General features: G+C 45.2%; 20 protein-coding genes. 13 read left to right on the forward strand and 7 right to left on the reverse strand.

What is annotated here, in order from left to right; genetic code table 11:
- Nucleotides 1-10: 10 nt before the first annotated feature.
- Nucleotides 11-154: a hypothetical protein gene (locus OH461_RS09510; RefSeq protein ID WP_270020392.1), complete on the reverse strand. Its 144-nt coding sequence runs from the start codon at nucleotides 152-154 to the stop codon at nucleotides 11-13.
- A 98-nt stretch (nucleotides 155-252) separates the two neighbouring features.
- Nucleotides 253-1,155, reverse strand: a complete 903-nt coding sequence (gene nadC, locus OH461_RS09515; protein WP_270020393.1) for a carboxylating nicotinate-nucleotide diphosphorylase — start codon at nucleotides 1,153-1,155, stop codon at nucleotides 253-255.
- A 132-nt stretch (nucleotides 1,156-1,287) separates the two neighbouring features.
- Between nadC and ampD the strand changes: the two genes are divergently transcribed.
- Nucleotides 1,288-1,836: a 1,6-anhydro-N-acetylmuramyl-L-alanine amidase AmpD gene (ampD, locus tag OH461_RS09520; protein ID WP_270020562.1), complete on the forward strand. Its 549-nt coding sequence runs from the start codon at nucleotides 1,288-1,290 to the stop codon at nucleotides 1,834-1,836.
- A gap of 39 nt (nucleotides 1,837-1,875) precedes the next feature.
- On the opposite strand, the gene fldB is transcribed toward ampD, so the two are convergent.
- Nucleotides 1,876-2,397 carry a flavodoxin FldB gene (fldB, locus tag OH461_RS09525; RefSeq protein WP_270020563.1) on the reverse strand — a complete coding sequence of 174 codons (522 nt, stop codon included), beginning with the start codon at nucleotides 2,395-2,397 and terminating at the stop codon, nucleotides 1,876-1,878.
- Nucleotides 2,398-2,566: 169 nt separating this feature from the next.
- Between fldB and xerD the strand changes: the two genes are divergently transcribed.
- From xerD to lpdA, 7 genes are all read left to right on the forward strand, one after another.
- Entirely contained in the window at nucleotides 2,567-3,463 is an 897-nt protein-coding gene (gene xerD / locus OH461_RS09530; RefSeq protein WP_270020564.1) for a site-specific tyrosine recombinase XerD, read from the forward strand.
- Nucleotides 3,464-3,479: 16 nt separating this feature from the next.
- Nucleotides 3,480-4,232, forward strand: a complete 753-nt coding sequence (locus tag OH461_RS09535; RefSeq protein ID WP_270020394.1) for a thioredoxin fold domain-containing protein — start codon at nucleotides 3,480-3,482, stop codon at nucleotides 4,230-4,232.
- Nucleotides 4,233-4,296: 64 nt separating this feature from the next.
- Complete coding sequence (gene recJ / locus OH461_RS09540; RefSeq protein ID WP_270020395.1) at nucleotides 4,297-6,036, forward strand: single-stranded-DNA-specific exonuclease RecJ; 1,740 nt, start codon at nucleotides 4,297-4,299, stop codon at nucleotides 6,034-6,036.
- Nucleotides 6,037-6,423: 387 nt separating this feature from the next.
- Nucleotides 6,424-7,188: a pyruvate dehydrogenase complex transcriptional repressor PdhR gene (pdhR, locus tag OH461_RS09545; protein WP_260259907.1), complete on the forward strand. Its 765-nt coding sequence runs from the start codon at nucleotides 6,424-6,426 to the stop codon at nucleotides 7,186-7,188.
- Nucleotides 7,189-7,219: 31 nt separating this feature from the next.
- Complete coding sequence (gene aceE, locus OH461_RS09550) at nucleotides 7,220-9,883, forward strand: pyruvate dehydrogenase (acetyl-transferring), homodimeric type (RefSeq protein WP_270020396.1); 2,664 nt, start codon at nucleotides 7,220-7,222, stop codon at nucleotides 9,881-9,883.
- Nucleotides 9,884-9,913: 30 nt separating this feature from the next.
- On the forward strand, nucleotides 9,914-11,794 hold the full coding sequence (aceF, locus tag OH461_RS09555) for a pyruvate dehydrogenase complex dihydrolipoyllysine-residue acetyltransferase (RefSeq protein ID WP_270020397.1): 1,881 nt from the start codon (nucleotides 9,914-9,916) through the stop codon (nucleotides 11,792-11,794).
- Between the two features lie 272 nt (nucleotides 11,795-12,066).
- Nucleotides 12,067-13,497 (forward strand): dihydrolipoyl dehydrogenase, encoded by a 1,431-nt coding sequence (lpdA, locus tag OH461_RS09560; protein ID WP_270020398.1) that lies wholly within the window; start codon nucleotides 12,067-12,069, stop codon nucleotides 13,495-13,497.
- A 114-nt stretch (nucleotides 13,498-13,611) separates the two neighbouring features.
- On the opposite strand, the gene OH461_RS09565 is transcribed toward lpdA, so the two are convergent.
- Nucleotides 13,612-14,223 (reverse strand): LuxR/HapR/OpaR family quorum-sensing transcriptional regulator, encoded by a 612-nt coding sequence (locus tag OH461_RS09565; protein ID WP_270020399.1) that lies wholly within the window; start codon nucleotides 14,221-14,223, stop codon nucleotides 13,612-13,614.
- Nucleotides 14,224-14,592: 369 nt separating this feature from the next.
- On the opposite strand from OH461_RS09565, the gene hpt reads away from it, so the two are divergent.
- Nucleotides 14,593-15,123, forward strand: coding sequence for a hypoxanthine phosphoribosyltransferase (hpt, locus tag OH461_RS09570; protein WP_270020400.1), 531 nt, complete (start codon nucleotides 14,593-14,595; stop codon nucleotides 15,121-15,123).
- A 79-nt stretch (nucleotides 15,124-15,202) separates the two neighbouring features.
- Here the strand turns inward: hpt and can are convergent, their stop codons facing one another.
- Entirely contained in the window at nucleotides 15,203-15,871 is a 669-nt protein-coding gene (can, locus tag OH461_RS09575) for a carbonate dehydratase (RefSeq protein ID WP_270020401.1), read from the reverse strand.
- Between the two features lie 244 nt (nucleotides 15,872-16,115).
- Here can and OH461_RS09580 point away from each other — a divergent pair, with 244 nt between their 5' ends.
- The 4 genes from OH461_RS09580 (at nucleotide 16,116) to lpxL (ending at nucleotide 20,710) form a co-directional block, all read left to right on the forward strand.
- Nucleotides 16,116-17,789, forward strand: a complete 1,674-nt coding sequence (locus OH461_RS09580; protein ID WP_270020402.1) for a SulP family inorganic anion transporter — start codon at nucleotides 16,116-16,118, stop codon at nucleotides 17,787-17,789.
- 144 nt (nucleotides 17,790-17,933) lie between these two features.
- Nucleotides 17,934-18,866 carry an ABC transporter ATP-binding protein gene (locus OH461_RS09585; RefSeq protein WP_270020403.1) on the forward strand — a complete coding sequence of 311 codons (933 nt, stop codon included), beginning with the start codon at nucleotides 17,934-17,936 and terminating at the stop codon, nucleotides 18,864-18,866.
- Entirely contained in the window at nucleotides 18,859-19,629 is a 771-nt protein-coding gene (locus OH461_RS09590; protein ID WP_270020404.1) for an ABC transporter permease, read from the forward strand. Before OH461_RS09585 ends, OH461_RS09590 begins: the two co-directional genes overlap by 8 nt.
- Before the next feature lie 148 nt (nucleotides 19,630-19,777).
- Nucleotides 19,778-20,710: an LpxL/LpxP family Kdo(2)-lipid IV(A) lauroyl/palmitoleoyl acyltransferase gene (gene lpxL, locus OH461_RS09595; protein WP_270020405.1), complete on the forward strand. Its 933-nt coding sequence runs from the start codon at nucleotides 19,778-19,780 to the stop codon at nucleotides 20,708-20,710.
- 97 nt (nucleotides 20,711-20,807) lie between these two features.
- On the opposite strand, the gene panC is transcribed toward lpxL, so the two are convergent.
- Together panC and panB are read right to left on the reverse strand one after the other, a co-directional pair.
- Nucleotides 20,808-21,716 (reverse strand): pantoate--beta-alanine ligase, encoded by a 909-nt coding sequence (gene panC / locus OH461_RS09600; RefSeq protein ID WP_270020406.1) that lies wholly within the window; start codon nucleotides 21,714-21,716, stop codon nucleotides 20,808-20,810.
- Nucleotides 21,717-21,727: 11 nt separating this feature from the next.
- Nucleotides 21,728-22,522: a 3-methyl-2-oxobutanoate hydroxymethyltransferase gene (panB, locus tag OH461_RS09605; RefSeq protein WP_270020407.1), complete on the reverse strand. Its 795-nt coding sequence runs from the start codon at nucleotides 22,520-22,522 to the stop codon at nucleotides 21,728-21,730.
- Nucleotides 22,523-22,536: the final 14 nt, after the last annotated feature.

Genomic DNA, 22,536 nt, shown 5'->3' on the forward strand with positions numbered 1-22,536 from the left:
CCGGTTATCACTAATTAAGATCGCCGTGTACTTTGCGATTCAAATCGTCTGCGACGGAAGAGATGCCTTCATCAACAACCGTAATGGTTTCATCGACGCTTGCGCAGCCTGAAATGGCGAGCATGCCTAATACCATCATGAATAGCATTTTCATTTTAACTCTCCTAATCCTTGAGTTAGGGCGTAAAAAAGGCCACTTAATAAAGTAGCCTAGTTGTTGTGTTATTTTAAGACCGTTTTGATGTTGAGCTGTTACTTAAAGCGCATCGATAGGTCCATCGCTTTAAGGTGCTTAGTTAAAGCACCAACAGAGATGTAATCGACACCTGTCGCAGCAAACTCACCGATGGTCTCAAGGGTCACGTTGCCCGAGTTTTCTAGTGCTGCGCGGCCAGCGTTGATTTTCACCGCTTCGCGCATCATATCAGTGGTGAAGTTATCCAGCATAATGATGTCAGCTCCTGCATTAATCGCTTCTTTTAGCTCTTCTAAGCTTTCGGTTTCTACTTCAACAGGCTTGCCCGGGTTAAGCTGTTTTGCCGTAGAGATAGCTTGAGTGATGCCACCACAAGCAATGATGTGGTTTTCTTTGATTAGGTACGCATCGAATACACCAATACGGTGGTTAAAGCCACCACCGCAAGCAACGGCATATTTTAGTGCGCTGCGAAGGCCAGGAATGGTTTTACGCGTGTCGAGTAGGCGACATTCGGTATGTTCAATTTGCTTCACGTATTTAGCAACAGTGGTTGCGCAGCCTGATAGCGTTTGAATGAAGTTCATTGCATTACGCTCACCCGTTAGCAACATACGAGCATTACCCGTTAATGTGCAAAGTACTTGGTTAGGCTCAACCGCATCACCATCTTGAACATGCCATTCAATATCGATTTGGCTGCCGTTTGGTTGCTCTGCAAGTTGCTTGAACACTTCATCTGCCCATGCTTGGCCACAAAATACGCCATGTTCACGAGTAATGATTGTCGCAACATTGTTTGCGTCAGCAGGGATTAGACTCGCTGTGATATCAGCCGCAGGGTCAAGTGTGCCACCTAAATCTTCTTTGAGGGTATCGCTAACAGAGCGAGAGATTTCAAGAGGCAGTTGCTGTTTCAAATATTCGAGACGTTCTTGGCTGTTGTGTGTGTTTTTCATCGCAAATCTAATACGCAGTTGAACAGAGGTGGGCATGATACGCTGACTGAGAGTGAAATTCAGCCATTAATCTCGCATTTCATTGGTAAAAAGTTAAAATTGCACTCAGTTATGGAAAGTGAGAACCAAGAGATGATTGACTCGAAAGGATGGTATGAGAACGCGAAACATGTACCATCGCCTTATTATGATCAGCGCAGTGATAGTAGTGATATTTCGTTGTTGGTTATCCATAACATCAGTTTGCCGCCCGGTCAGTTTGGAGGGCCGTACATTGAGCAGTTTTTTACTGGCAAGCTAAACCCTGATGAACATCCTTTCTTTAAAGTGATTCATAACATGGGCGTATCTGCTCACTGTTTGATTCGCCGCGATGGTGAGATTATTCAGTTCGTATCGTTTTTAGACCGCGCTTGGCATGCTGGTGCTTCGAGCTTTGCGGGGCGAGATAGGTGCAATGATTACTCGATAGGGATTGAACTTGAAGGCAGTGATTATCTCGCCTATACCGATGAACAATATCAGGCGCTGCAAAGCATTACCCAACACCTTATGCGCACTTATCCGCAGATAACCTTACCAAGAATTACCGGACATCAATATATCGCACCTTTACGCAAAACCGATCCGGGTTTGGTGTTTGATTGGCCGCGTTACAGACGAATGGTGAACGAGTTTTAAAGTCAGTAGGCCGATGACGTGTCATCGGCCATCAAGGCATTACAGAGATTCTTGGTATTCAACCAACACTTGTTCAATCCAAGTCGCGATTCGCTCATCACTTAATTCATATTGCGAGTCTTCATCTAACGCAAGACCAACAAATTGAGTGCCATCTTCAGTTAAGGCTTTCGAGGCTTCAAACTCGTATTTGTCGTCATTTGGCCAATAGCCGATAATGTTAGCACCACATTTTTTCACTTCGTCATGCAGTAAGCCCATCGCATCTAGGTACCATTCGCCGTAGCCTTCTTGGTCTCCTAAACCAAATAGCGCAACTGTTTTTCCCCGTAGTGAGATACCGTTGATCGAATCCCAGATCTCGAGCCAATCTTCTTGGATTTCGCCGAAATCCCAAGTTGAAATACCCAGCAGTAGCAAGTCGTAATCGGCCATCAACGATAGCGGAGTTTCTTTCACATTATGAATGTCCACCAAATCGTCACCAATAATGGCGCGCATCTTCTCTGCTGCCATTTCGGTATAGCAGGTGGTAGAACCGTAAAATAGACCTATCTTCATGGTGAGTATTTCTTTGTTAATCTTTGGGTAGCGAATTCTAACCACAAAATGGCCGACTTTGCAGCGAATATCCGTCACTAACAGAATTTTTATGGCTTTGTTTGCTGTATGCATTTACAGTAAAGACAATTACAGAGTCAAAAATTAGAGAGTGTTTGTGTCAGAAGTAATGTCACCCGACCAAGGGCTGGTTGAACAATTTTTAGATGCGATGTGGATGGAGCGAGGGTTATCTGAGAACACCTTGGCTTCTTATCGTAATGACTTGTTTAAACTGCTGACGTGGATGAATGAGCACAATTATCGGCTCGATTTCATTAGTCTATCGGGGCTGCAAGAATACCAAACATGGCTTGTTGACCAAGACTATAAACAAACCTCACGAGCAAGAATGCTCTCAGCCATTCGTCGTTTGTTTCAATATTTGCATCGTGAAAAAGTGCGTGCCGATGATCCGAGTGCATTACTGGTTAGCCCTAAACTACCCAAGCGGCTGCCGAAAGATCTGAGCGAAGCGCAAGTGGATGCGCTGCTTGATGCCCCTGACCCCAATGACCCAATAGAACTGCGTGATAAAGCCATGCTAGAACTCTTGTATGCGACAGGATTACGTGTGACTGAGTTGGTGAGTTTAACCATGGAAAACATCAGTTTGCGCCAAGGGGTCGTGCGAGTGACGGGTAAAGGTGGTAAAGAACGCTTGGTGCCGATGGGGGAAAATGCCATCGATTGGATTGAAACTTTTATCCAACAAGGGCGGTCTCAGTTACTGGGAGAAAATACTTCCGATGTGGTATTTCCTAGCAAACGAGCAAGACAAATGACCCGTCAAACCTTTTGGCATCGTATTAAACACTACGCGGTGCTAGCAGGAATTGATACAGAATCCTTGTCACCTCACGTTTTACGTCATGCGTTTGCTACCCATTTATTGAATTATGGGGCAGACTTACGCGTGGTGCAGATGTTGCTAGGTCATAGTGACTTGTCGACCACACAAATTTATACTCACGTTGCTACTGAGCGACTGAAACAACTACACAGTGAGCACCATCCAAGGGCTTAATGAAAAGGTGAAAATAATGAGCGTATTACGCCGAATGACTTTACTTGCGCTGCCATTTATCGCAGCGACTTCTTTTGTAGCGCAAGCAAGTAATGAAGTGACCATTGATAAGAGCAAATTAGAGCAGCGTTTTGCGCCGTTGGGTTTGCAAATTCTGAATGTTGTTCCGGCTGATATTGATGGGCTTGTTGAAATTCAAACGACTGGTGGTGTGTTGTTTGCTTCTCCTGATGGTGAATATTTCATTGCGGGTACGCTTTATCAATTGGATGAAAAAGGCGGTTACCAAGATGTATTGGCTAAGCGTCAAGCTCCGATCAACGCCGAGAAAATCGCCGCCTTTAAAGACAGCATGATTGAGTTTAAAGCGGATGATGAAAAGTACGTTGTGACAGTATTTACAGACATCACATGTGGTTACTGTGTGCGTCTACATAACCAAATGAAGGGTTACAACGATTTAGGTATTACGGTTCGTTACATGGCTTACCCACGCCAAGGACCAACAGGTAATGTTGCTGACCAAATGGCAAGCATTTGGGGAGCTGAAAACCCACAAACGGCGATGCATGATGGTAAGGTGAACCGCGAGTTCCCGGCGCAAAGCAAAGACTTTGCTAAATACCAATCGATCATTAAACAGCACTACGCGCTGGGTCGTGAATTGGGCATCAGCGGCACGCCTGCGATTTTCCTACCAAATGGTGAGATGGTCGGTGGTTACCTACCGCCAGCGCAATTGATTAAGCGCTTGCAACAAGCACAATAAAATACTCGTTCGCCATCTCCATATTGAGGTGGCGACCTTTTCTTCAGAACGTCGGCCAATAGCTATGATAGAAATCCAACGTCGCCCAGACGCTGATCTGACTCTACTTCCTGACTCCATCCCTCCTTTACTTAAACGCATTTACATTACTCGTGGTATTAGTGACCCTAGCCAGTTAGATACAGCTGCTAGAGCGCTACATTCATACCAACAACTGCATGGTATTGAACGTGCAGTAGAGTTGTTATTTGCTGCGATTCGTCAAGGTAAGCGCATTATCGTCGTTGGCGATTTTGACGCAGATGGTGCGACAAGTTCTGCATTATCGGTGTTAGCGCTGCGTATGCTGGGTAGCCAAAACGTTGATTACCTAGTGCCAAATCGTTTTGAAGATGGTTATGGCTTAAGCCCGGAAGTAGTCGATCAAGCGATAGAGATTGGCGCACAAGTGATCATGACGGTTGATAATGGAGTGTCATCGATTGAAGGGGTGAAATACGCCAAGCAGCAAGGTTTAGATGTATTAGTGACTGACCATCACTTGCCGGGATCGGTATTACCTGAAGCGGATGCGATGGTGAACCCTAACCTGCAAGAATGTGCTTTCCCTTCGAAATCTCTAGCAGGGGTTGGTGTTGCATTTTATCTCATGATGGCGCTGTGCGTAGAGATGCGTAAAACCGGTTGGTTTGCTGAGCAAGGTATGGCGGAACCTAAGTTGATGGAGCTTATCGACCTTGTGGCGCTGGGTACTGTCGCAGACGTAGTGGCATTGGATGAAAATAATCGCATATTGGTTCACCAAGGTTTGCAACGTATCCGCGCAGGCAAGGCTCGTCCGGGTATTCAAGCATTAATTGAAGTCGCAAAGCGTGACGCTAGCCGTTTGGTCGCTTCTGATTTTGGTTTTGCACTAGGGCCACGCATTAATGCGGCAGGTCGTTTAGATGATATGTCGTTTGGTGTAGAGCTTCTGATGAGCAATAACATCCACGCAGCACGTCGAATGGCAAGTGAGTTAGATGGCCTAAACCAAACACGCAAAGAAATCGAAGAAGGTATGAAACAAGAAGCGATGGCTTTTTGTGAGCGTCTGCAGTTTGGTGAAAATGCCAAGCTACCTTATGGTCTAGTGTTGTTCCAACGTGATTGGCATCAAGGGGTGATTGGTATTCTTGCCTCTCGTATTAAAGAGAAGTTCCACCGTCCGGTGATTGCATTTGCGGATGGAGGAGATGGCCTAATCAAAGGTTCTTGTCGTTCTATTCCTGGATTGCACATGCGTGATACTTTAGATCGTATCGATACGCAAAATCCGGGGCTGATTCTTAAGTTTGGCGGCCATGCGATGGCGGCTGGTCTCTCGATTGAAGAGAAAAACTTCGAACGTTTCTCGCGTTTGTTTGATGAAGCGGTTGAACAAGATCTTGATGAAGCGGCGCTTAAAGGAGTCGTACTTTCCGATGGTGAGCTAAAGCCGGAAGAGTTCTCTATGCATGTGGCGCAAATGCTCCGCGCTGGTGGGCCATGGGGGCAAGCGTTCCCTGAACCTATTTTTGATGGCGAGTTTAAAGTGCTGCACCAAAAATTGGTGGGTGAGAAGCACTTGAAGTTGATGCTAGAGCCATTATTTAAAGGTCATCCAACCAATGTGATGATTGATGGTATTGCTTTTAATGTCGATTTACGTCGTTGGCCAGATGCGTCGGTAAAAACAGTGCATCTCGCCTATAAGTTGGATATTAATGAGTTTCGCGGCAATCAATCTTTGCAGCTCATGATTGACCATATAGAAGCAAAGTAACAGAAAACCCCTTAACGAAAGCGAAGCTACATGGCTTCGCTTTTTTGTTTCTGTGAACATTTGGAAAGCCTTAGTCGCAATATCATTTTCACTGACACTTGCTCACTTCTTACTTAATTTTCAAACATCCTTTCATATTCATTTAAAACTTACCAATTACCCTGTGATGCCTAGCACGCTTTATTCCCATCTGTTTACATATTGTAATTGGTAAGACCAATTTGATTGCTGTTTTAATCATCTATTGTTATCAAAGTGTATGTGCTATAGCGGTTCTATGATTTGGGTCAACTTTTGTCTGGAACTTGCGTTTAAATTATGTTAATTTCTTGCCCAACATAAAATTGGTAATACCAATTAACTGCAATCAGTAGAAGAACAATAAATATGGCTTATCAAAGGATTCGTCAGCCGAAACTTTCTGATGTTATTGAACAAGAGTTAGAAAGGCTGATCGTGGAGGGAACACTGTCTCCGGGGCAACAATTGCCACCAGAGCGCGAACTGGCTAAACAGTTTGATGTGTCTCGTCCTTCAATTCGCGAAGCCATTCAACGCTTGGAAGCTAAACGCCTTCTTACTCGTCGCCAAGGCGGCGGTACGTTTGTTAGCGAGACAATTTGGAAAAGCTTTTCCGATCCTCTGCTAAATTTATTGTCTAGTCACTCTGAAACTCAGCTGGATTTATTGGAGTCGCGCCATGCGATGGAAGGTATCTCAGCTTACTTTGCAGCATTGCGTGGAACCGATGAAGATTTTGCTCGTATTCAAGCGTCGCTTGAGTGCATTACCAAAGAGCAAGGCAAGCAAGATGTTGAAGCTGAAGCTGCTGCCGTAATGCAGTTTTTGATTGCTTTAACGGAAGCGGCGCACAACGTGGTGTTATTACACATCATTCGCAGCCTTGCCCCTTTGCTAGAGCAAAATATTTTACAGAATTTAAAGTTACTGCACCGCCGCGAAGACGTGGTGGATAAAGTCAGCAAACACCGAGCTAATATTGTGGATGCGATTGTTTCAGGTCAGCCTGAAAAGGCGCGTGAAATGTCTCACTCACATTTGGCTTATATTGAAGAAACATTGTTGGATTTGACGAGAGAAGAATCACGCCGTGAGCGCTCACTTCGTCGAATTCAGCAGGGTAACGAATAAGTAGATCCAACCAACAGAAGGATAGATCGCCATGTCTGACATGAAGCATGACGTAGATGCACTGGAAACTCAAGATTGGCTAGAAGCCCTTGAATCAGTCGTTCGTGAAGAAGGTGTAGAACGCGCACAGTTTCTACTAGAAACCGTTCTAGAAAAAGCACGTTTAGATGGTGTTGATATGCCAACAGGTATCAACACAAACTACATCAATACTATTCCAGCAGCACAAGAACCAGCTTACCCTGGTGATGTAACTCTTGAGCGTCGTATTCGTTCAATCATCCGCTGGAACGCAATCATGATCGTATTGCGTGCATCTAAGAAAGACCTAGACCTAGGTGGTCACATGGCTTCTTACCAGTCAGCTGCAGCGTTCTACGAAGTGTGTTTCAACCACTTCTTCCGTGCTCCTAACGAGACAGACGGTGGCGACCTAGTCTACTACCAAGGTCACATCTCTCCAGGTATCTACTCTCGTGCATTTGTTGAAGGCCGTCTAACTGAAGAGCAGCTAGACAACTTCCGTCAAGAAGTAGACGGTAAAGGTATCCCTTCATACCCACACCCTAAACTAATGCCTGAGTTCTGGCAGTTCCCAACAGTATCTATGGGTCTTGGTCCTATCTCTGCTATTTACCAAGCGCGTTTCCTTAAGTACCTAGAAGGCCGTGGCCTTAAAGATACTTCTGCTCAACGTGTGTACGCTTTCCTAGGCGACGGTGAGATGGATGAGCCAGAATCACGTGGTGCAATTTCTTTCGCTGCGCGTGAGAAGCTAGATAACCTATGTTTCCTAATCAACTGTAACCTACAGCGTCTAGACGGCCCTGTAATGGGTAACGGTAGCATCATCCAAGAACTTGAAGGCCTATTTAAAGGCGCAGGTTGGAACGTTGTTAAAGTTATCTGGGGTAGCAACTGGGATTCTCTACTAGCTAAAGACACCACAGGTAAGCTTCTTCAACTAATGAACGAAACTATCGACGGTGACTACCAAACATTCAAATCTAAAGATGGCGCATACGTACGTGAGCACTTCTTTGGTAAGTACCCAGAAACAGCTGCACTAGTTGCAGACATGACTGACGAGCAGATCTTCGAGCTTAAGCGCGGTGGTCACGATTCTTCTAAACTGTTCGCTGCATTCAACAATGCAAAAGAGACAGGTGGCAAGCCAACTGTAATCCTAGCTAAGACTGTTAAAGGTTACGGCATGGGTGAAGCTGCAGAAGGTAAGAACATCGCACACGGTGTTAAGAAGATGGACATGACTCACGTACAATACCTACGTGACCGTCTAGGCCTACAAGACATCCTTTCTGATGAGAAAGTAGCTGAACTTCCTTACCTAAAACTGGAAGAAGGTTCTGCTGAATACGAATACCTGCACGCACGTCGTAACGCTCTACACGGTTACACGCCTGCTCGTCTTCCAAACTTCACTCAAGAGTTTAAAGTTCCTGAGCTAGAAGAGTTCGCTCCTCTACTAGGTGCTCAAAAGCGTGAAATCTCAACGACTATGGCTTACGTACGTACGTTGAACATCCTGCTTAAAGATAAGAACATTGGTAAGAACATTGTTCCTATCATCTGTGATGAAGCACGTACGTTCGGTATGGAAGGTCTATTCCGTCAGGTTGGTATCTACAACCCACACGGTCAAGAATACACACCAGAAGATAAAGGCATCGTTTCTTACTACAAAGAAGCAACATCAGGCCAAGTTCTTCAAGAAGGTATCAACGAACTAGGTTCAATGGCATCTTGGGTTGCTGCTGCGACTTCTTACAGCACAAACGATCTGCCAATGATCCCGTTCTACATCTACTACTCAATGTTCGGTTTCCAACGTATTGGTGACATGGCATGGCTAGCAGGTGACCAACAAGCTCGTGGCTTCCTACTAGGCGCTACAGCTGGTCGTACAACACTGAACGGTGAAGGTCTACAGCACGAAGATGGTCACTCGCACATCCAAGCGAACACTATCCCTAACTGTATCTCTTACGACCCAACGTTTGCTTACGAGCTAGCGGTAATCATGCAAGACGGTATCCGTCGCATGTACGGTCCTGAGCAAGAGAACGTTTACTACTACCTAACAGTAATGAACGAGAACTACGCAATGCCAGCAATGCCAGAAGGCGCTGAAGAAGGCATCCGTAAGGGTATCTACAAGCTTGAGTCTCACGAAGGTGCTAAGGGTAAAGTTCAGCTCATGAGCTCTGGTACTATCATGAACGAAGTACGTAAAGCAGCGACTATCCTAAGCGAAGAGTACGGCGTAGCTTCAGATGTATTCTCTGTAACATCGTTCAACGAGCTAACTCGTGACGGTCAAGACGCAGAGCGTTACAACATGCTTCACCCAGAAGCAGAAGCGAAAGTACCTTACATCACAACAGTTCTAGGTAGCGAGCCAGCAATCGCGGCAACTGACTACATGAAGAACTACGCTGAGCAAGTACGTGCTTACATGCCAACTGAGTCTTACAAAGTACTTGGTACTGATGGCTTTGGTCGTTCAGACAGCCGTGAAAACCTACGTCGTCACTTTGAAGTGAACGCAGGCTACGTAGTAGTTGCTGCACTAACTGAACTAGCGAAACGTGGTGATGTTGAGAAGTCTGTTGTTGCTGAAGCAATTGCTAAGTTCAACATTGACACTGAAAAAACAAACCCACAATACGCTTAATACAGCGCTTAACTAGAAGGTAAATAAGCAATGGCAATCGAAATTAATGTACCTGACATCGGTGCGGATGAGGTTGAAGTTACTGAGATTCTTGTAAGCGTTGGCGACAAGGTTGAAGAAGAGCAATCCCTGATCACTGTTGAAGGCGACAAAGCTTCTATGGAAGTGCCAGCGTCTCAAGCAGGTATCGTTAAAGAAATCAAAGTAGCGGAAGGCGATTCTGTTACGACTGGTTCTCTTATCATGATTTTCGAAGCCGAGGGTGCAGCTGAAGCTGCACCTGCTCCTGCGGCAGAAGCAGCTCCAGCAGCAGCTCCAGCTCCAGCAGCAGCGGCAGAACTGAAAGAAGTTCACGTTCCAGATATCGGTGGCGATGAAGTAGAAGTAACTGAAATCATGGTTAATGTTGGCGATGCAGTAGAAGAAGAGCAATCTCTTCTGACTGTTGAAGGCGACAAAGCTTCTATGGAAGTTCCAGCACCATTCGCAGGTACAGTTAAAGAGATCAAGATTGCTGAAGGCGATTCAGTAACAACTGGTTCTCTTGTAATGGTATTTGAGGTGGCAGGTTCTGGTGCTCCAGCAGCAGCGGCTCCAGCTCCTGTTGCAGCAGAAGCGCCAGCGGCGGCTCCAGCAGCTGCAGCGGACAAAGAAGTAAACGTTCCTGATATCGGCGGTGACGAAGTAGAAGTTACTGAGATCATGGTTAAAATTGGTGATACAGTGGAAGAAGAGCAATCTCTAATCACTGTTGAAGGCGACAAAGCTTCTATGGAAGTTCCAGCACCATTCGCAGGTACAGTTAAAGAGATCAAGATTGCTGAAGGCGATTCAGTAACGACTGGTTCTCTAATCATGGTATTTGAGGTAGCGGGCGCAGCACCTGCTCCAGTAGCAGCAAATCCAGCGCCTGCTGCGGCACCTGCTCCAGCAGCTAAAGCAGAAGCACCGGCAGCAAATGAGTTCCAAGAGAACAACGAATACGCTCACGCGTCTCCAGTTGTACGTCGTTTAGCTCGCGAATTTGGCGTAAACCTAGCGAAAGTGAAAGGTACAGGCCGTAAGAGCCGCGTACTAAAAGAAGACGTTCAAAACTACGTTAAAGATGCGCTTAAGCGTCTTGAGTCTGGTGCTGCGGCAGCTGGCAAAGGCGGTGACGGCTCTGCGCTTGGTCTACTACCTTGGCCAAAAGTTGACTTCAGCAAGTTCGGCGAGACTGAAGTTCAGAAACTTTCTAAGATCAAGAAGATCTCTGGTGCTAACCTACACCGTAACTGGGTAATGATCCCTCACGTTACACAGTGGGATAACGCAGACATCACTGAGCTAGAAGCATTCCGTAAAGAACAGAACGCAATCGAAGCGAAGAAAGACACTGGCATGAAGATCACTCCTCTTGTGTTCATCATGAAAGCAGTTGCTAAAGCACTAGAAGCGTTCCCTGCGTTTAACTCTTCTCTATCTGAAGATGGCGAAAGCATCATTCTTAAGAAGTACGTAAACGTAGGTATCGCAGTTGATACGCCAAATGGCCTAGTTGTTCCTGTATTCAAAGACGTGAACAAGAAAGGCATCTACGAGCTATCTGAAGAGCTAATGGCAGTGTCTAAGAAGGCACGTGCTGGTAAGCTAACTGCAGCTGACATGCAAGGCGGTTGTTTCACAATCTCTAGCCTTGGTGGTATCGGCGGCACAGCGTTTACGCCAATCGTAAATGCACCAGAAGTTGGTATCCTAGGTGTGTCTAAGTCTGAAATGAAACCTGTATGGAATGGTAAAGAGTTTGAACCTCGCCTACAGCTTCCACTGTCTCTATCATACGACCACCGTGTGATCGATGGTGCTGAAGGTGCGCGCTTCATCACTTTCCTAAACGGTGCACTATCAGACATCCGTCGTCTAGTTCTATAATTGAACGGATTGAGAGGCGGCCTAATAGCCGCCTCTATTACTAGGGGCTTAGTCCCCAAGAATCTTAAATAATCCGACTTGCCTTCGTGGTAGTTAGGTTTAAAAGTCGAATTGTTGTCTAGCTCACAGGCTAAATTGATTTACTTTTCACATCGTTAACATCTCTGTAAACTATTAACGGTCTGAAAATAGCTGTTTAAAATAAAACCCTTTGAACAAATAACATCAATACCCACTCAGCCTGTTAGGGATAATGACTACAAGAGGTCAAAATGAGCAAAGAAATTAAAGCCCAAGTTGTTGTACTTGGTTCTGGTCCTGCTGGTTACTCCGCTGCATTCCGCTGTGCAGACTTAGGTCTTGAGACTGTACTTATCGAGCGCTACAGCACTCTTGGTGGCGTATGTCTAAACGTTGGTTGTATCCCATCAAAAGCGCTACTTCACGTATCTAAAGTGATCGAAGAAGCGAAAGCGATGGCTGATCACGGTGTCGTGTTCGGTGAACCACAAACTGACATCAACAAGATCCGTATCTGGAAAGAAAAAGTTGTAAACCAACTGACTGGCGGCCTTAGCGGTATGGCTAAGATGCGTAACGTTACAGTAGTAAGTGGTTACGGTAAATTTACTGGTCCTAACTCTATCCTTGTAGAAGGTGAAGGCGAAGCGACAACAGTAAACTTCGATAACGCAATCGTAGCTGCGGGTTCTCGCCCAATCAAACTACCATTCATTCCACATGAAGACCCACGTATTTGGGATTCTACAGATGCACTAGAGCTGAAAGAAGTTCCAGGAAAGCTGCTTATCATGGGTGGTGGTATCATCGGTCTAGAAATGGGTACGGTTTACCACTCTCTAGGTTCTCAAGTTGACGTTGTTGAGATGTTCGATCAGGTCATTCCTGCGGCGGACAAAGATATCGTTAAGGTTTACACCAAGCGTATCAAAGACAAGTTCAACCTAATGCTAGAAACGAAAGTAACGGCAGTTGAAGCGAAAGAAGATGGTATCTACGTTTCAATGGAAGGCAAGAAAGCACCAGCAGAAGCTGAGCGCTACGATGCTGTTCTAGTTGCGATCGGTCGTGTGCCAAACGGTCTACTAATTGATGGTGAGAAAGCGGGTCTAGAAATTGATGAGCGTGGCTTCATCAACGTAGACAAGCAAATGCGTACAAACGTACCTCATATCTTCGCTATCGGTGATATCGTTGGCCAACCAATGCTTGCTCACAAAGGTGTGCATGAAGGCCACGTTGCAGCAGAAGTTATTTCTGGTAAGAAGCACTACTTCGATCCTAAAGTTATTCCTTCAATTGCGTACACTGAGCCAGAAGTTGCTTGGGTTGGTAAGACAGAAAAAGAAGCGAAAGCAGAAGGCATCAAATACGAAGTGGCGACATTCCCATGGGCAGCTTCAGGCCGTGCAATCGCATCTGACTGTGCAGATGGTATGACTAAGCTAATCTTCGATAAAGAAACTCACCGCGTAATCGGTGGTGCTATCGTGGGTACTAACGGTGGTGAACTACTTGGCGAAATCGGTCTTGCAATCGAAATGGGTTGTGACGCAGAAGATATCGCACTAACGATTCACGCTCACCCAACTCTACATGAGTCTGTAGGTCTAGCCGCTGAAGTATTTGAAGGTTCAATCACTGACCTGCCAAACAAGAAAGCAGTTAAAAAGAAAAAATGATTTTTCTTGAAGATTAAATGATAAAAACCGCTGATTCATCAGCGGTTTTTTTGTATCTAGCGGGCATTAAAAAAGGCTGATGTTCTGCATCAGCCTTTGTCATTTCAACAAGTGTTAGTCAGCTTTGTAAATGCACAGCATATTTAGGTAGCTATCAGTTAGCTTAAGCAGTGCTTTCTCATCGTGTGTACGGTTCGCTTGTACAAACAGTGAGTAACAGATGCCGTGGAATAACGTTGCAAGATCCGCTGGGTCATGTTGGTCACACACTTCGCCACGTTCAATCGCTTTCACGAACATATTTTGTACTAGCAATTGGTTAGTGCGGTTAGTGGTAACGAACAGTGGCCATACTTCATCACGCGTTGACGCGCTCCATTCAAACCATACTTTTAGCCAGTGGCAATCTTCAGCGATTAGGTTAACCATTGCTGACGTAAGGTTAGATAGGTTTTCCTTCGCATGTAAGTCTAGGTCAATGTTATCTGATAGGAAGTTCGAGAACTGACGAACCACATAGTTCAGTACATCATCGACTAAGTCTTCACGAGTTGGGAAGTAGTTAAATACGGTGGCAACAGAAACTTGTGCAATTTCTGCGATATCAGCGTGACCACCACGACCAATACCACGACGAGCAAACACCTCTAAAGAGATGTCCATGAGTTGTTGCTTACGTTTTTTTGGGGAAAGACGCGTACGAGGTCTTTTTGCAATTGAGTCCATTTTTTAAATCCTTGCCAATTTGAGTTGTTTACCCGTCATTGTTCTACACGTGCGCTTTCTCTTCGGTTAGCTGCACACAATGGTGGGTCACTGGGCTTTGCCCTAGTTAGTATTTTATTAATTGCATATAGCACCAATGAGTGTAATGGTGCATATTTTGAAGGTCAATATTTTCAGTACAATTTATAATCACTTTTATTAGTAACCGTGCTTAATGTCATACTGTTTGAAGCTGTTTCATCGATTTCTTGCAGTGGCGAGGTTTATTCTGCTTCTTTGCTGGTGTTAAACTACGCGCTTGAAAACATCCGCCAGTATCTGATCTACGCTTTATGGGTTCGGTACTGAAATTGAATAAATGAGATTGGTATGAAACATACAGTAGAAGTAATGATTTCTGAGCAGGAAGTTAGCGAACGTGTTCAGGAGCTGGGTAAGCAGATCACCGAGCACTACAAAGGTAGTGAAGATTTAGTCTTAGTAGGTCTATTACGTGGTTCATTTGTATTTATGGCGGACCTAGCGCGAGCGATTGATCTGACACACCAAGTTGATTTTATGACAGCGTCTAGCTACGGCAATACGATGGAAAGCTCTCGTGATGTCCGTATCCTAAAAGATCTAGATGATGACATTAAAGGTAAAGATGTACTGTTAGTAGAAGACATTATTGATACGGGTAACACGCTAAGCAAAGTGAAAGAGATTTTATCACTACGTGAGCCTAAATCAGTAGAGATTTGTACGCTTTTAGATAAACCTTCACGCCGTGAAGTGGATGTGCCAGTTAAATGGATCGGTTTTGAGATCCCTGATGAATTCGTTGTGGGTGTTGGTATTGATTACGCACAAAAATACCGTCATCTACCATACATTGGTAAGGTTGTTCCTCAGGAATAATGAAACCTAACTAAATAGCAAAAGAAAACCCATCGCATGCGATGGGTTTATTATTTTTAAGCGCGCTAGAAAATTCGTGTTAGCGACACAATAGTTTGTAATCAGGGTTTAGGATCTTCTCGAGGGCTGTTTGATAGCATTCTTCCACCGTCTCTTGTGAGTGAGAACGGATCCCTAGATATTCCAAGCGACCATCATCAATGCCATACACCACGCCATGAATTTCCACTTCCTGATCGCGTTCCCATGCGTTTTGCATAATGGTGGAATTCCCTAGGTTATATACCTGTTCAGCAACATTAAGCTCGCTGAGTTTGTCTGCCTTCTCTTGCTCTGGCATTTGGTCTAGGTAGCTACGATGCTTGAGGTAGATGTCGCGAATGTGCAGTAGCCAGTTGTTGATTAATCCCAGCTTTGGATTATCAATAGCGGCGTTCACACCACCACACCCATAGTGACCACAAATAATGATGTGTTTAACCTTGAGAACATCGACTGCGTATTGAACGACAGATAAGCAGTTAAGATCGGTATGAATAACCAGGTTAGCCACATTACGATGAACGAACAACTCGCCAGAAAAAAGGCCAGTGAGTCGCTCGGCTGGGACACGGCTATCTGAGCAGCCAATCCAAAGAAAATCAGGCTTTTGTCCTTGTGCTAATTTAGCGAAATATTCTGGTCGTTCTGATTTGATTTCTTCTGACCATTTAGAGTTATTATCAAATAGTTGTTTGATTTCTGGCATTGTGTTCACTATATCCCTAGTTTTTCTAGGCGATAATATACACAATGTTACAATTCCAATCTCGTTAAAATTACGCTTACCTCTACTCATCTGACGTCTTCAAGCCAGAAAAACCATAAACTTAGCCTCATTTAATCATTGCAGTGATAAGACCTAGAAAATCTATCTAACTTAACACTTCTAAGTAACTCATAACATTTGTTACAGTTACGCCAGTTATCGGCATTGAACAGGGAGCGATAGTTTGTTCGGAGATCGTTTTAAAGACATCAATTTTAAGGGTGATTTATTTGGTGGTGTCACCACTGCGATTATTTCGTTGCCTTTAGCATTAGCCTTTGGTGTCGCCTCGGGCGCTGGTGCAGAAGCCGGCTTGTGGGGCGCAATCATGGTGGGCTTATTTGCCGCCTTGTTTGGTGGTTCTTCTACCTTAATATCGGAGCCAACCGGCCCGATGACAGTAATCATGACCGCAGTGTTAACCAGTATGATGGCTAAGTACCCAGAAACGGGCATGGCTATGACCTTTACTGTGGTTATGATGGCGGGCGCATTTCAGGTATTACTTGGCACGCTAAAACTAGGTAAGTACGTTACTTTGATGCCCTATAGCGTCATATCCGGCTTTATGTCCGGTATCGGTGTAATACTGATTATTCTGCAATTGTCGCCTTTGCTTGGTCATGCCGCCCCTTCTGGCGGTGTAATGGGGACGTTGTCAGCACTGCCAGATACCTTAGCAAATATGAAGTTTAGTGAGCTCTTTTTAGGCTTGTTAACTCTTGGCATTTTGTTTTTCTTCCCCGATAAATATCGTAAATATGTCCCTGCACAGTTGGTGGCGTTGGTCGCAGTGACACTGCTTTCGGTGATTGTCTTTGATACTGATGCGATTCGTCGTATCGGTGAAATTCCCGCGGGTTTACCATCGTTAGTAATGCCGCATATCAACCCTGAAATGCTGACCACTATGGTCATTGATGCGTTAGTTCTGGGTACATTAGGTTGTATCGATACCTTATTGACCGCCGTAATTGGGGATTCACTGACACGTAAAGAGCATGATTCCGACAAAGAATTACGTGGCCAAGGTTTAGCTAACATGTTGTCTGGTCTATTTGGTGCATTGCCGGGCGCCGGTGCAACCATGGGCACCGTGACCAACATTCAAGTGGGAGCACGTTCGCCGCTTTCAGGTGTCATTCGTGCGCTGATGTTGGCTTTGGTAGTGTTAGTCGCGGGGGGCTTAACCGAGCCTATCCCAATGGCCGTATTGGCAGGTATTGCGGTGTACGTGGGTTTCAATATTCTTGATTGGAGTTTCATCCAGCGCGCGCATAAGGTCAGTGTTCAGGGTATGGCCATCATGTATGGCGTAATGCTTTTGACCGTGTTTGTCGACCTGATTGTCGCAGTTGGCCTTGGGGTATTCATCTCGAACATCATCATCATCGAACGCTTGAGCCGTGAGCAAGCGCGCCAAGTGAAAGCCATCAGTGATGCTGATGAAGATGATGTCCCACTGACGGACAGCGAACGGGGCTTATTAGATAAGGCCAATGGCAAAGTGCTGTTCTTCTATCTTTCAGGCCCGATGATCTTCAGTGTCTCTAAAGCGATATCGCGTCAGCACAGCAGTATTTCTGATTATGAAGCGATGATTCTGGATTTGACAGATGTACCTATGATTGACGTTACCGTTGGTCTTGCATTAGAAAATGCCATTAATGACGCGTTAGATGCTAACTGTGCGGTTTACTTGTTATGTCCGAACAAAACCATCTGGCAGCAGCTAGAGAAGTTCCATATCTTGGATCTTGTGCCAGTAGAGAATACATTCTCGTTCCGTTACGAAGCGCTGCGTGCAGCGATTAAGCATGTCGATAGTTATGAACATGAGAATATCAGCGCAGCTTAGGTTACCTTAATCACCCTATTTGAAACGCCAATGATTTTGTCATTGGCGTTTTTTATTTCTAATAAATTAGAAAGGTCTAATTGTATTCATCGTCATTCGACGATAAACTCAATGCTAATATCGAATGGTAAAAAGCAAATAGCTATGTATGCATTAGAAATTGAGCAATTAAGAAAAACCTACGCAGGCGGTTTTGAAGCGCTAAAAGGGGTCAGCCTTAACGTAGAAAAAGGCGACTTTTATGCGTTGCTTGGACCAAATGGTGCAGGTAAGTCGACCACGATTGGAGTGATTTCTTCATTGGTAAATAAGACCTCCGGTCAGGTTAAAGTCTTTGGTTATGACATTGATACCGATCTTGAATTAGCCAAGCAAAACCTAGGTTTGGTGCCTCAAGAGTTTAACTTCAACCAGTTTGAAACCGTTGAGCAAATCGTATTACAGCAAGCGGGTTACTACGGCGTATCAAAAGCCTTAGCCAAAGAACGTGCGCAAAAGTACCTAACTAAACTCGAACTGTGGGAAAAACGCAGTGAACGTGCGCGTAACTTGTCTGGTGGTATGAAACGTAGATTGATGATCGCTCGCGCATTGATGCATGAGCCTCAACTGCTGATTTTAGATGAACCAACCGCAGGGGTGGATATTGAGCTGCGACGCTCAATGTGGGATTTCTTAAAAGAGATCAACCAGCAGCAAGGCATTACCATCATCTTGACCACTCATTACCTCGAAGAGGCAGAAATGCTGTGTCGCAACATCGGTATTATCAACCGTGGTGAGCTGATTGAGAACACCAGCATGAAAGACTTGTTGGCAAAATTGGATGTAGAAACCTTTATTCTCGATCTCGCAGGAGAAGGGGAAGTACCGCAACTGCAAGGCGTGATTTCGCAAACCTTGGTTAATGGCTCGCTAGAAATTGAGTTGGAAAAAACGCAAGGTTTAAACCATGTATTCAGCCAATTATCGGAGCAGGGCATTCAAGTCATGTCGATGCGTAATAAGGCAAATCGATTAGAAGAGCTGTTTGTCAGTATCGTTCAGAAACAGAGCCGAGGTGTGCAAGATGTATAAACTCTACTTGACAGCTTTTTGTAGCTTATTGACCAAAGAGGTTAACCGATTTACTCGTATCTGGGTGCAAACGTTAGTGCCACCAGCGATTACCATGACGCTGTACTTCATCATTTTCGGCAGTTTGATTGGCTCTCGCATTGGTGAAATGGGCGGCTTTAGCTACATGGAATATATTGTGCCGGGTTTGATCATGATGTCGGTGATCACTAACTCTTATTCTAATGTCGCGTCGTCTTTCTTTAGTGCAAAGTTCCAGCGCAATATTGAAGAGCTATTGGTCGCGCCAGTGCCAAACTACGTCATCATCGCGGGCTTTGTGATGGGGGGCGTTGTACGTGGTTTATTGGTCGGTACTATCGTGACATTCGTGTCGCTGCTGTTTGTTGATTTGCAGGTCGAGCATTGGGGCGTGATTATCGCTACTGTGTTTATGACCTCAGTGGTATTCGCTTTAGGCGGCCTAATCAATGCCGTATATGCCAAGACGTTTGATGATATTTCGATTATCCCGACGTTCGTGTTAACCCCATTGACCTACTTAGGCGGCGTATTTTACTCCATTAGCTTGTTGCCGGAGTTTTGGCAGGGCGTATCGAAAGTGAACCCAATCGTCTACATGGTGAATGCGTTCCGTTATGGCTTCTTGGGTGTTTCTGATGTGGGTATTGTGACTGCATTCAGCGTGTTGAGCGTTTTTGTTGTGGTTTTATACGCAATTGCCCATTATTTGGTGACAAAAGGCATCGGTTTAAGGTCATAACAGCCATATACGCCATATATTTGTAATCTTTTAAAGATTATTGCTTCAATGTCTCGTAAACTGGCCTAGCCTTCATATTGGAACTTCTGCCTTGTTGGCCGTTATTTCCATTATGTAGGCTCAAAGCGTCATTTTACGAGATATTTCTATGAACACAGTCCCTCGACCAAAGTTCACTTGGTCACTAATAACTCCTAAATATTGGCCGGTTTGGTTCGGTTTCGGCTTGTTAGCACTGATCGTTAACATACTGCCATTTCGCCTTATTCAACTCCTTGGCGCGCTGTTAGGCCGTCTAGTTAAAGTTGTGGGTAAGAAGCGTTGCAAAATCGCCAAGCGTAACCTTGAGCTCAGTTTCCCTGAAATGTCACAACAAGAGCGTGATGACATTTTTGAAAAGAACATGACCAATACCGGTATGGCATTGTTAGAAACCGGCATGGCTTGGTTTTGGCCAAAGTGGCGTCTTAAAGCGCTCAGTAACATCGTAAATAAAGAAGCGTTGCTAGAGCAGGTTGTGAACAACCGCGGTGTGCTGGTGGTATGTAGCCACCACTTAAACCTTGAACTTACGGCGATGTTCTTTAGTCAATTTACTAAGGGGTACGGTGTGTATCGTGCGCATACCAACCCAGCTTATGAGTTTATTCAGCACCGTGGTAGAACACGCAGCGGTCATAAGATGGTGGATCGTAAAGACGTGAAAGCGATGTTGAAATTGCTGCGACAAGGGCACCGTTTATGGTATCTCCCGGATCATGACTATGGGCGTCGTTCAGCGGTTTATGTGCCATTCTTCGGTGTTGAACATGCCTGTACTACTACAGGTAGTAGCATGCTGATTGATGCTTCTAAGTGTGCGGTTATTTCTGGTGTGAGTGTACGTAAAGATAATCAGTACACCCTTTATGTCGGTGATGATATCAGTGATCAGGTTGAACGACGCAACCCAGAGCAAGCCGCAAGAGTAATCAATGGCGAGCTTGAACGTATGATTCGCCGTGATATTTCGGCATGGATGTGGCTCCATCGCCGCTTCAAAAATCAGCCGGATGAACACGCGCCGAGCTTATACAAATAACCGCTGCAAATTGCAGACAAATAAAAAGGGTTGGCCAATGCCAACCCTTTTTCGTATCTCTTAAATAACGCTCAATTTTTATGAGTATGTGTTGAGATTATTCTGAATCTTCAGCTGCGGCTTCGGTTGCTTCTGCTGGCTCTTCTTTGGTTTCAGTCACCATATCAAGCGTTTGATTATCGATAAGGCGAGCTTTACCTAAGAAAGCGGACATCAAGATAACGGCTTGAGTGGTTTCTGCGGTGATGGTTTGCAAGGTGCGTGCATCACGAATGAAGATCTCGTCTGGCTGTAGGCCTGCGGCACGTAGTTGGTCACTTGCATCTTCAATCACTGAAGCGTAATCATCACGACCGCCACGGATAGCACTGCTGATCCAACGCATAGTGCGAGCTAAAACGGGAGCGCGTTGGCGTTCATCCAGTGTCAGTAGGCCATTACGCGAACTCATTGCTAGGCCATCCATTTCACGTACCGTTGGTACGCCAATGATTTCGATGTCCATGGCTAAGTCTTCCACCATCTTGCGGATGATAGCCAGCTGCTGGAAGTCTTTTTCGCCAAAGCAAGCGAAGTCAGGTTGCACGATGTTGAACAGCTTAGTTACGATGGTCGAAACACCACGGAAATGACCTGGACGCGACGCGCCTTCTAACATCGTAGACAAGCCCGGTACATCAACCGCTGTTTGCTTATCTAGCCCTTCTGGGTAGATTGACTCCGGCGTTGGAGTAAAGACTAACTCAACACCTTCACCGTTAAGTTTGCTTAAGTCGTCTTCTAGTGTACGAGGGTAGTTGTTCAGATCGTCTGCACGATCAAACTGCATCGGGTTAACGAAAATACTTACCACGACCACATCTGCGTGTTCGCGTGCTTTGCGTACAAGCGTTAAGTGACCTTCGTGCAGGTTACCCATGGTTGGGACAAAAGCGATTTTGCGATCGTCACGCTTATACTGTTTGATCTGCTCGCGCAGAGCCGAAATGTCAGCAAAAGTTTGCATGATGATATCCTCTAAGCAATGGTGTGCGCTTCATCAGGGAAGGCACCGCTTTCCACGTCTTGAATATATTTTGCTACAGCTTTACGCATGTCGCCGGTTTCAGCAAGGAAGTTTTTCGAGAATTTTGGCATGTAGTTCGCCGAAATTCCGAACATGTCGTGCATCACCAAAATTTGACCGTCTGTTACATTACCTGTCCCAATTCCTATAACAGGCACGTCTAGAACTTCAGTAATACGAGCCGCAAGCTCCGCTGGTACACATTCAAGTAGTACGATTTGCGCACCTGCTTCTTGTAATGCTAGTGCATCACGAACCATGCGGTCCGCTTTTTCTTGCTCTCGGCCTTGAACTTTAAAGCCGCCAAAGATGTTGACTGATTGTGGCGTTAAGCCAAGGTGTGCACATACAGGAACCGCACGTTCAGTCAGCATTTTTACCGTATCTACAAGCCAATCACCGCCTTCAATTTTCACCATGTTAGCGCCAGCTTGCATCAGCTTGCCTGCACTCTCACACGCTTGCTCAGGCGTCGCGTAGCTCATGAATGGCATATCAGCCATTAGTAAGCAATTCGGGCTACCAGCGCGCACACAGCGCGTGTGGTAAGCAATATCATCCACTGTTACAGGTAGAGTGCTAGTTTCACCTTGTAAAACCATACCTAAAGAATCACCCACAAGAAGAACAGGCATGCCTTGGTCTTCAAACAGTTGAGCAAAACTTGCATCGTATGCAGTAGAAGTAGCGAATTTACGACCTTCTTGTTTCCACTTCATCAGGTCGTTGATTGAAATTTTTTTCATTGAATTTCCTTACT

Source organism: Vibrio sp. LaRot3 (genome assembly GCF_027587025.1).
In the GTDB taxonomy this organism is placed as follows: Bacteria; Pseudomonadota; Gammaproteobacteria; order Enterobacterales; family Vibrionaceae; genus Vibrio.

Bases quoted from the DNA above. Each gene is read 5' to 3' on its own strand.
- OH461_RS09510 (WP_270020392.1), bottom strand. From the start codon at position 154: ATGAAAATGCTATTCATGATGGTATTAGGCATGCTCGCCATTTCAGGC.
- nadC (WP_270020393.1), bottom strand. From the start codon at position 1,155: ATGAAAAACACACACAACAGCCAAGAACGTCTCGAATATTTGAAACAG.
- ampD (WP_270020562.1), top strand. From the start codon at position 1,288: ATGATTGACTCGAAAGGATGGTATGAGAACGCGAAACATGTACCATCG.
- fldB (WP_270020563.1), bottom strand. From the start codon at position 2,397: ATGAAGATAGGTCTATTTTACGGTTCTACCACCTGCTATACCGAAATG.
- xerD (WP_270020564.1), top strand. From the start codon at position 2,567: ATGTCACCCGACCAAGGGCTGGTTGAACAATTTTTAGATGCGATGTGG.
- OH461_RS09535 (WP_270020394.1), top strand. From the start codon at position 3,480: ATGAGCGTATTACGCCGAATGACTTTACTTGCGCTGCCATTTATCGCA.
- recJ (WP_270020395.1), top strand. From the start codon at position 4,297: ATGATAGAAATCCAACGTCGCCCAGACGCTGATCTGACTCTACTTCCT.
- pdhR (WP_260259907.1), top strand. From the start codon at position 6,424: ATGGCTTATCAAAGGATTCGTCAGCCGAAACTTTCTGATGTTATTGAA.
- aceE (WP_270020396.1), top strand. From the start codon at position 7,220: ATGTCTGACATGAAGCATGACGTAGATGCACTGGAAACTCAAGATTGG.
- aceF (WP_270020397.1), top strand. From the start codon at position 9,914: ATGGCAATCGAAATTAATGTACCTGACATCGGTGCGGATGAGGTTGAA.
- lpdA (WP_270020398.1), top strand. From the start codon at position 12,067: ATGAGCAAAGAAATTAAAGCCCAAGTTGTTGTACTTGGTTCTGGTCCT.
- OH461_RS09565 (WP_270020399.1), bottom strand. From the start codon at position 14,223: ATGGACTCAATTGCAAAAAGACCTCGTACGCGTCTTTCCCCAAAAAAA.
- hpt (WP_270020400.1), top strand. From the start codon at position 14,593: ATGAAACATACAGTAGAAGTAATGATTTCTGAGCAGGAAGTTAGCGAA.
- can (WP_270020401.1), bottom strand. From the start codon at position 15,871: ATGCCAGAAATCAAACAACTATTTGATAATAACTCTAAATGGTCAGAA.
- OH461_RS09585 (WP_270020403.1), top strand. From the start codon at position 17,934: ATGTATGCATTAGAAATTGAGCAATTAAGAAAAACCTACGCAGGCGGT.
- OH461_RS09590 (WP_270020404.1), top strand. From the start codon at position 18,859: ATGTATAAACTCTACTTGACAGCTTTTTGTAGCTTATTGACCAAAGAG.
- lpxL (WP_270020405.1), top strand. From the start codon at position 19,778: ATGAACACAGTCCCTCGACCAAAGTTCACTTGGTCACTAATAACTCCT.
- panC (WP_270020406.1), bottom strand. From the start codon at position 21,716: ATGCAAACTTTTGCTGACATTTCGGCTCTGCGCGAGCAGATCAAACAG.
- panB (WP_270020407.1), bottom strand. From the start codon at position 22,522: ATGAAAAAAATTTCAATCAACGACCTGATGAAGTGGAAACAAGAAGGT.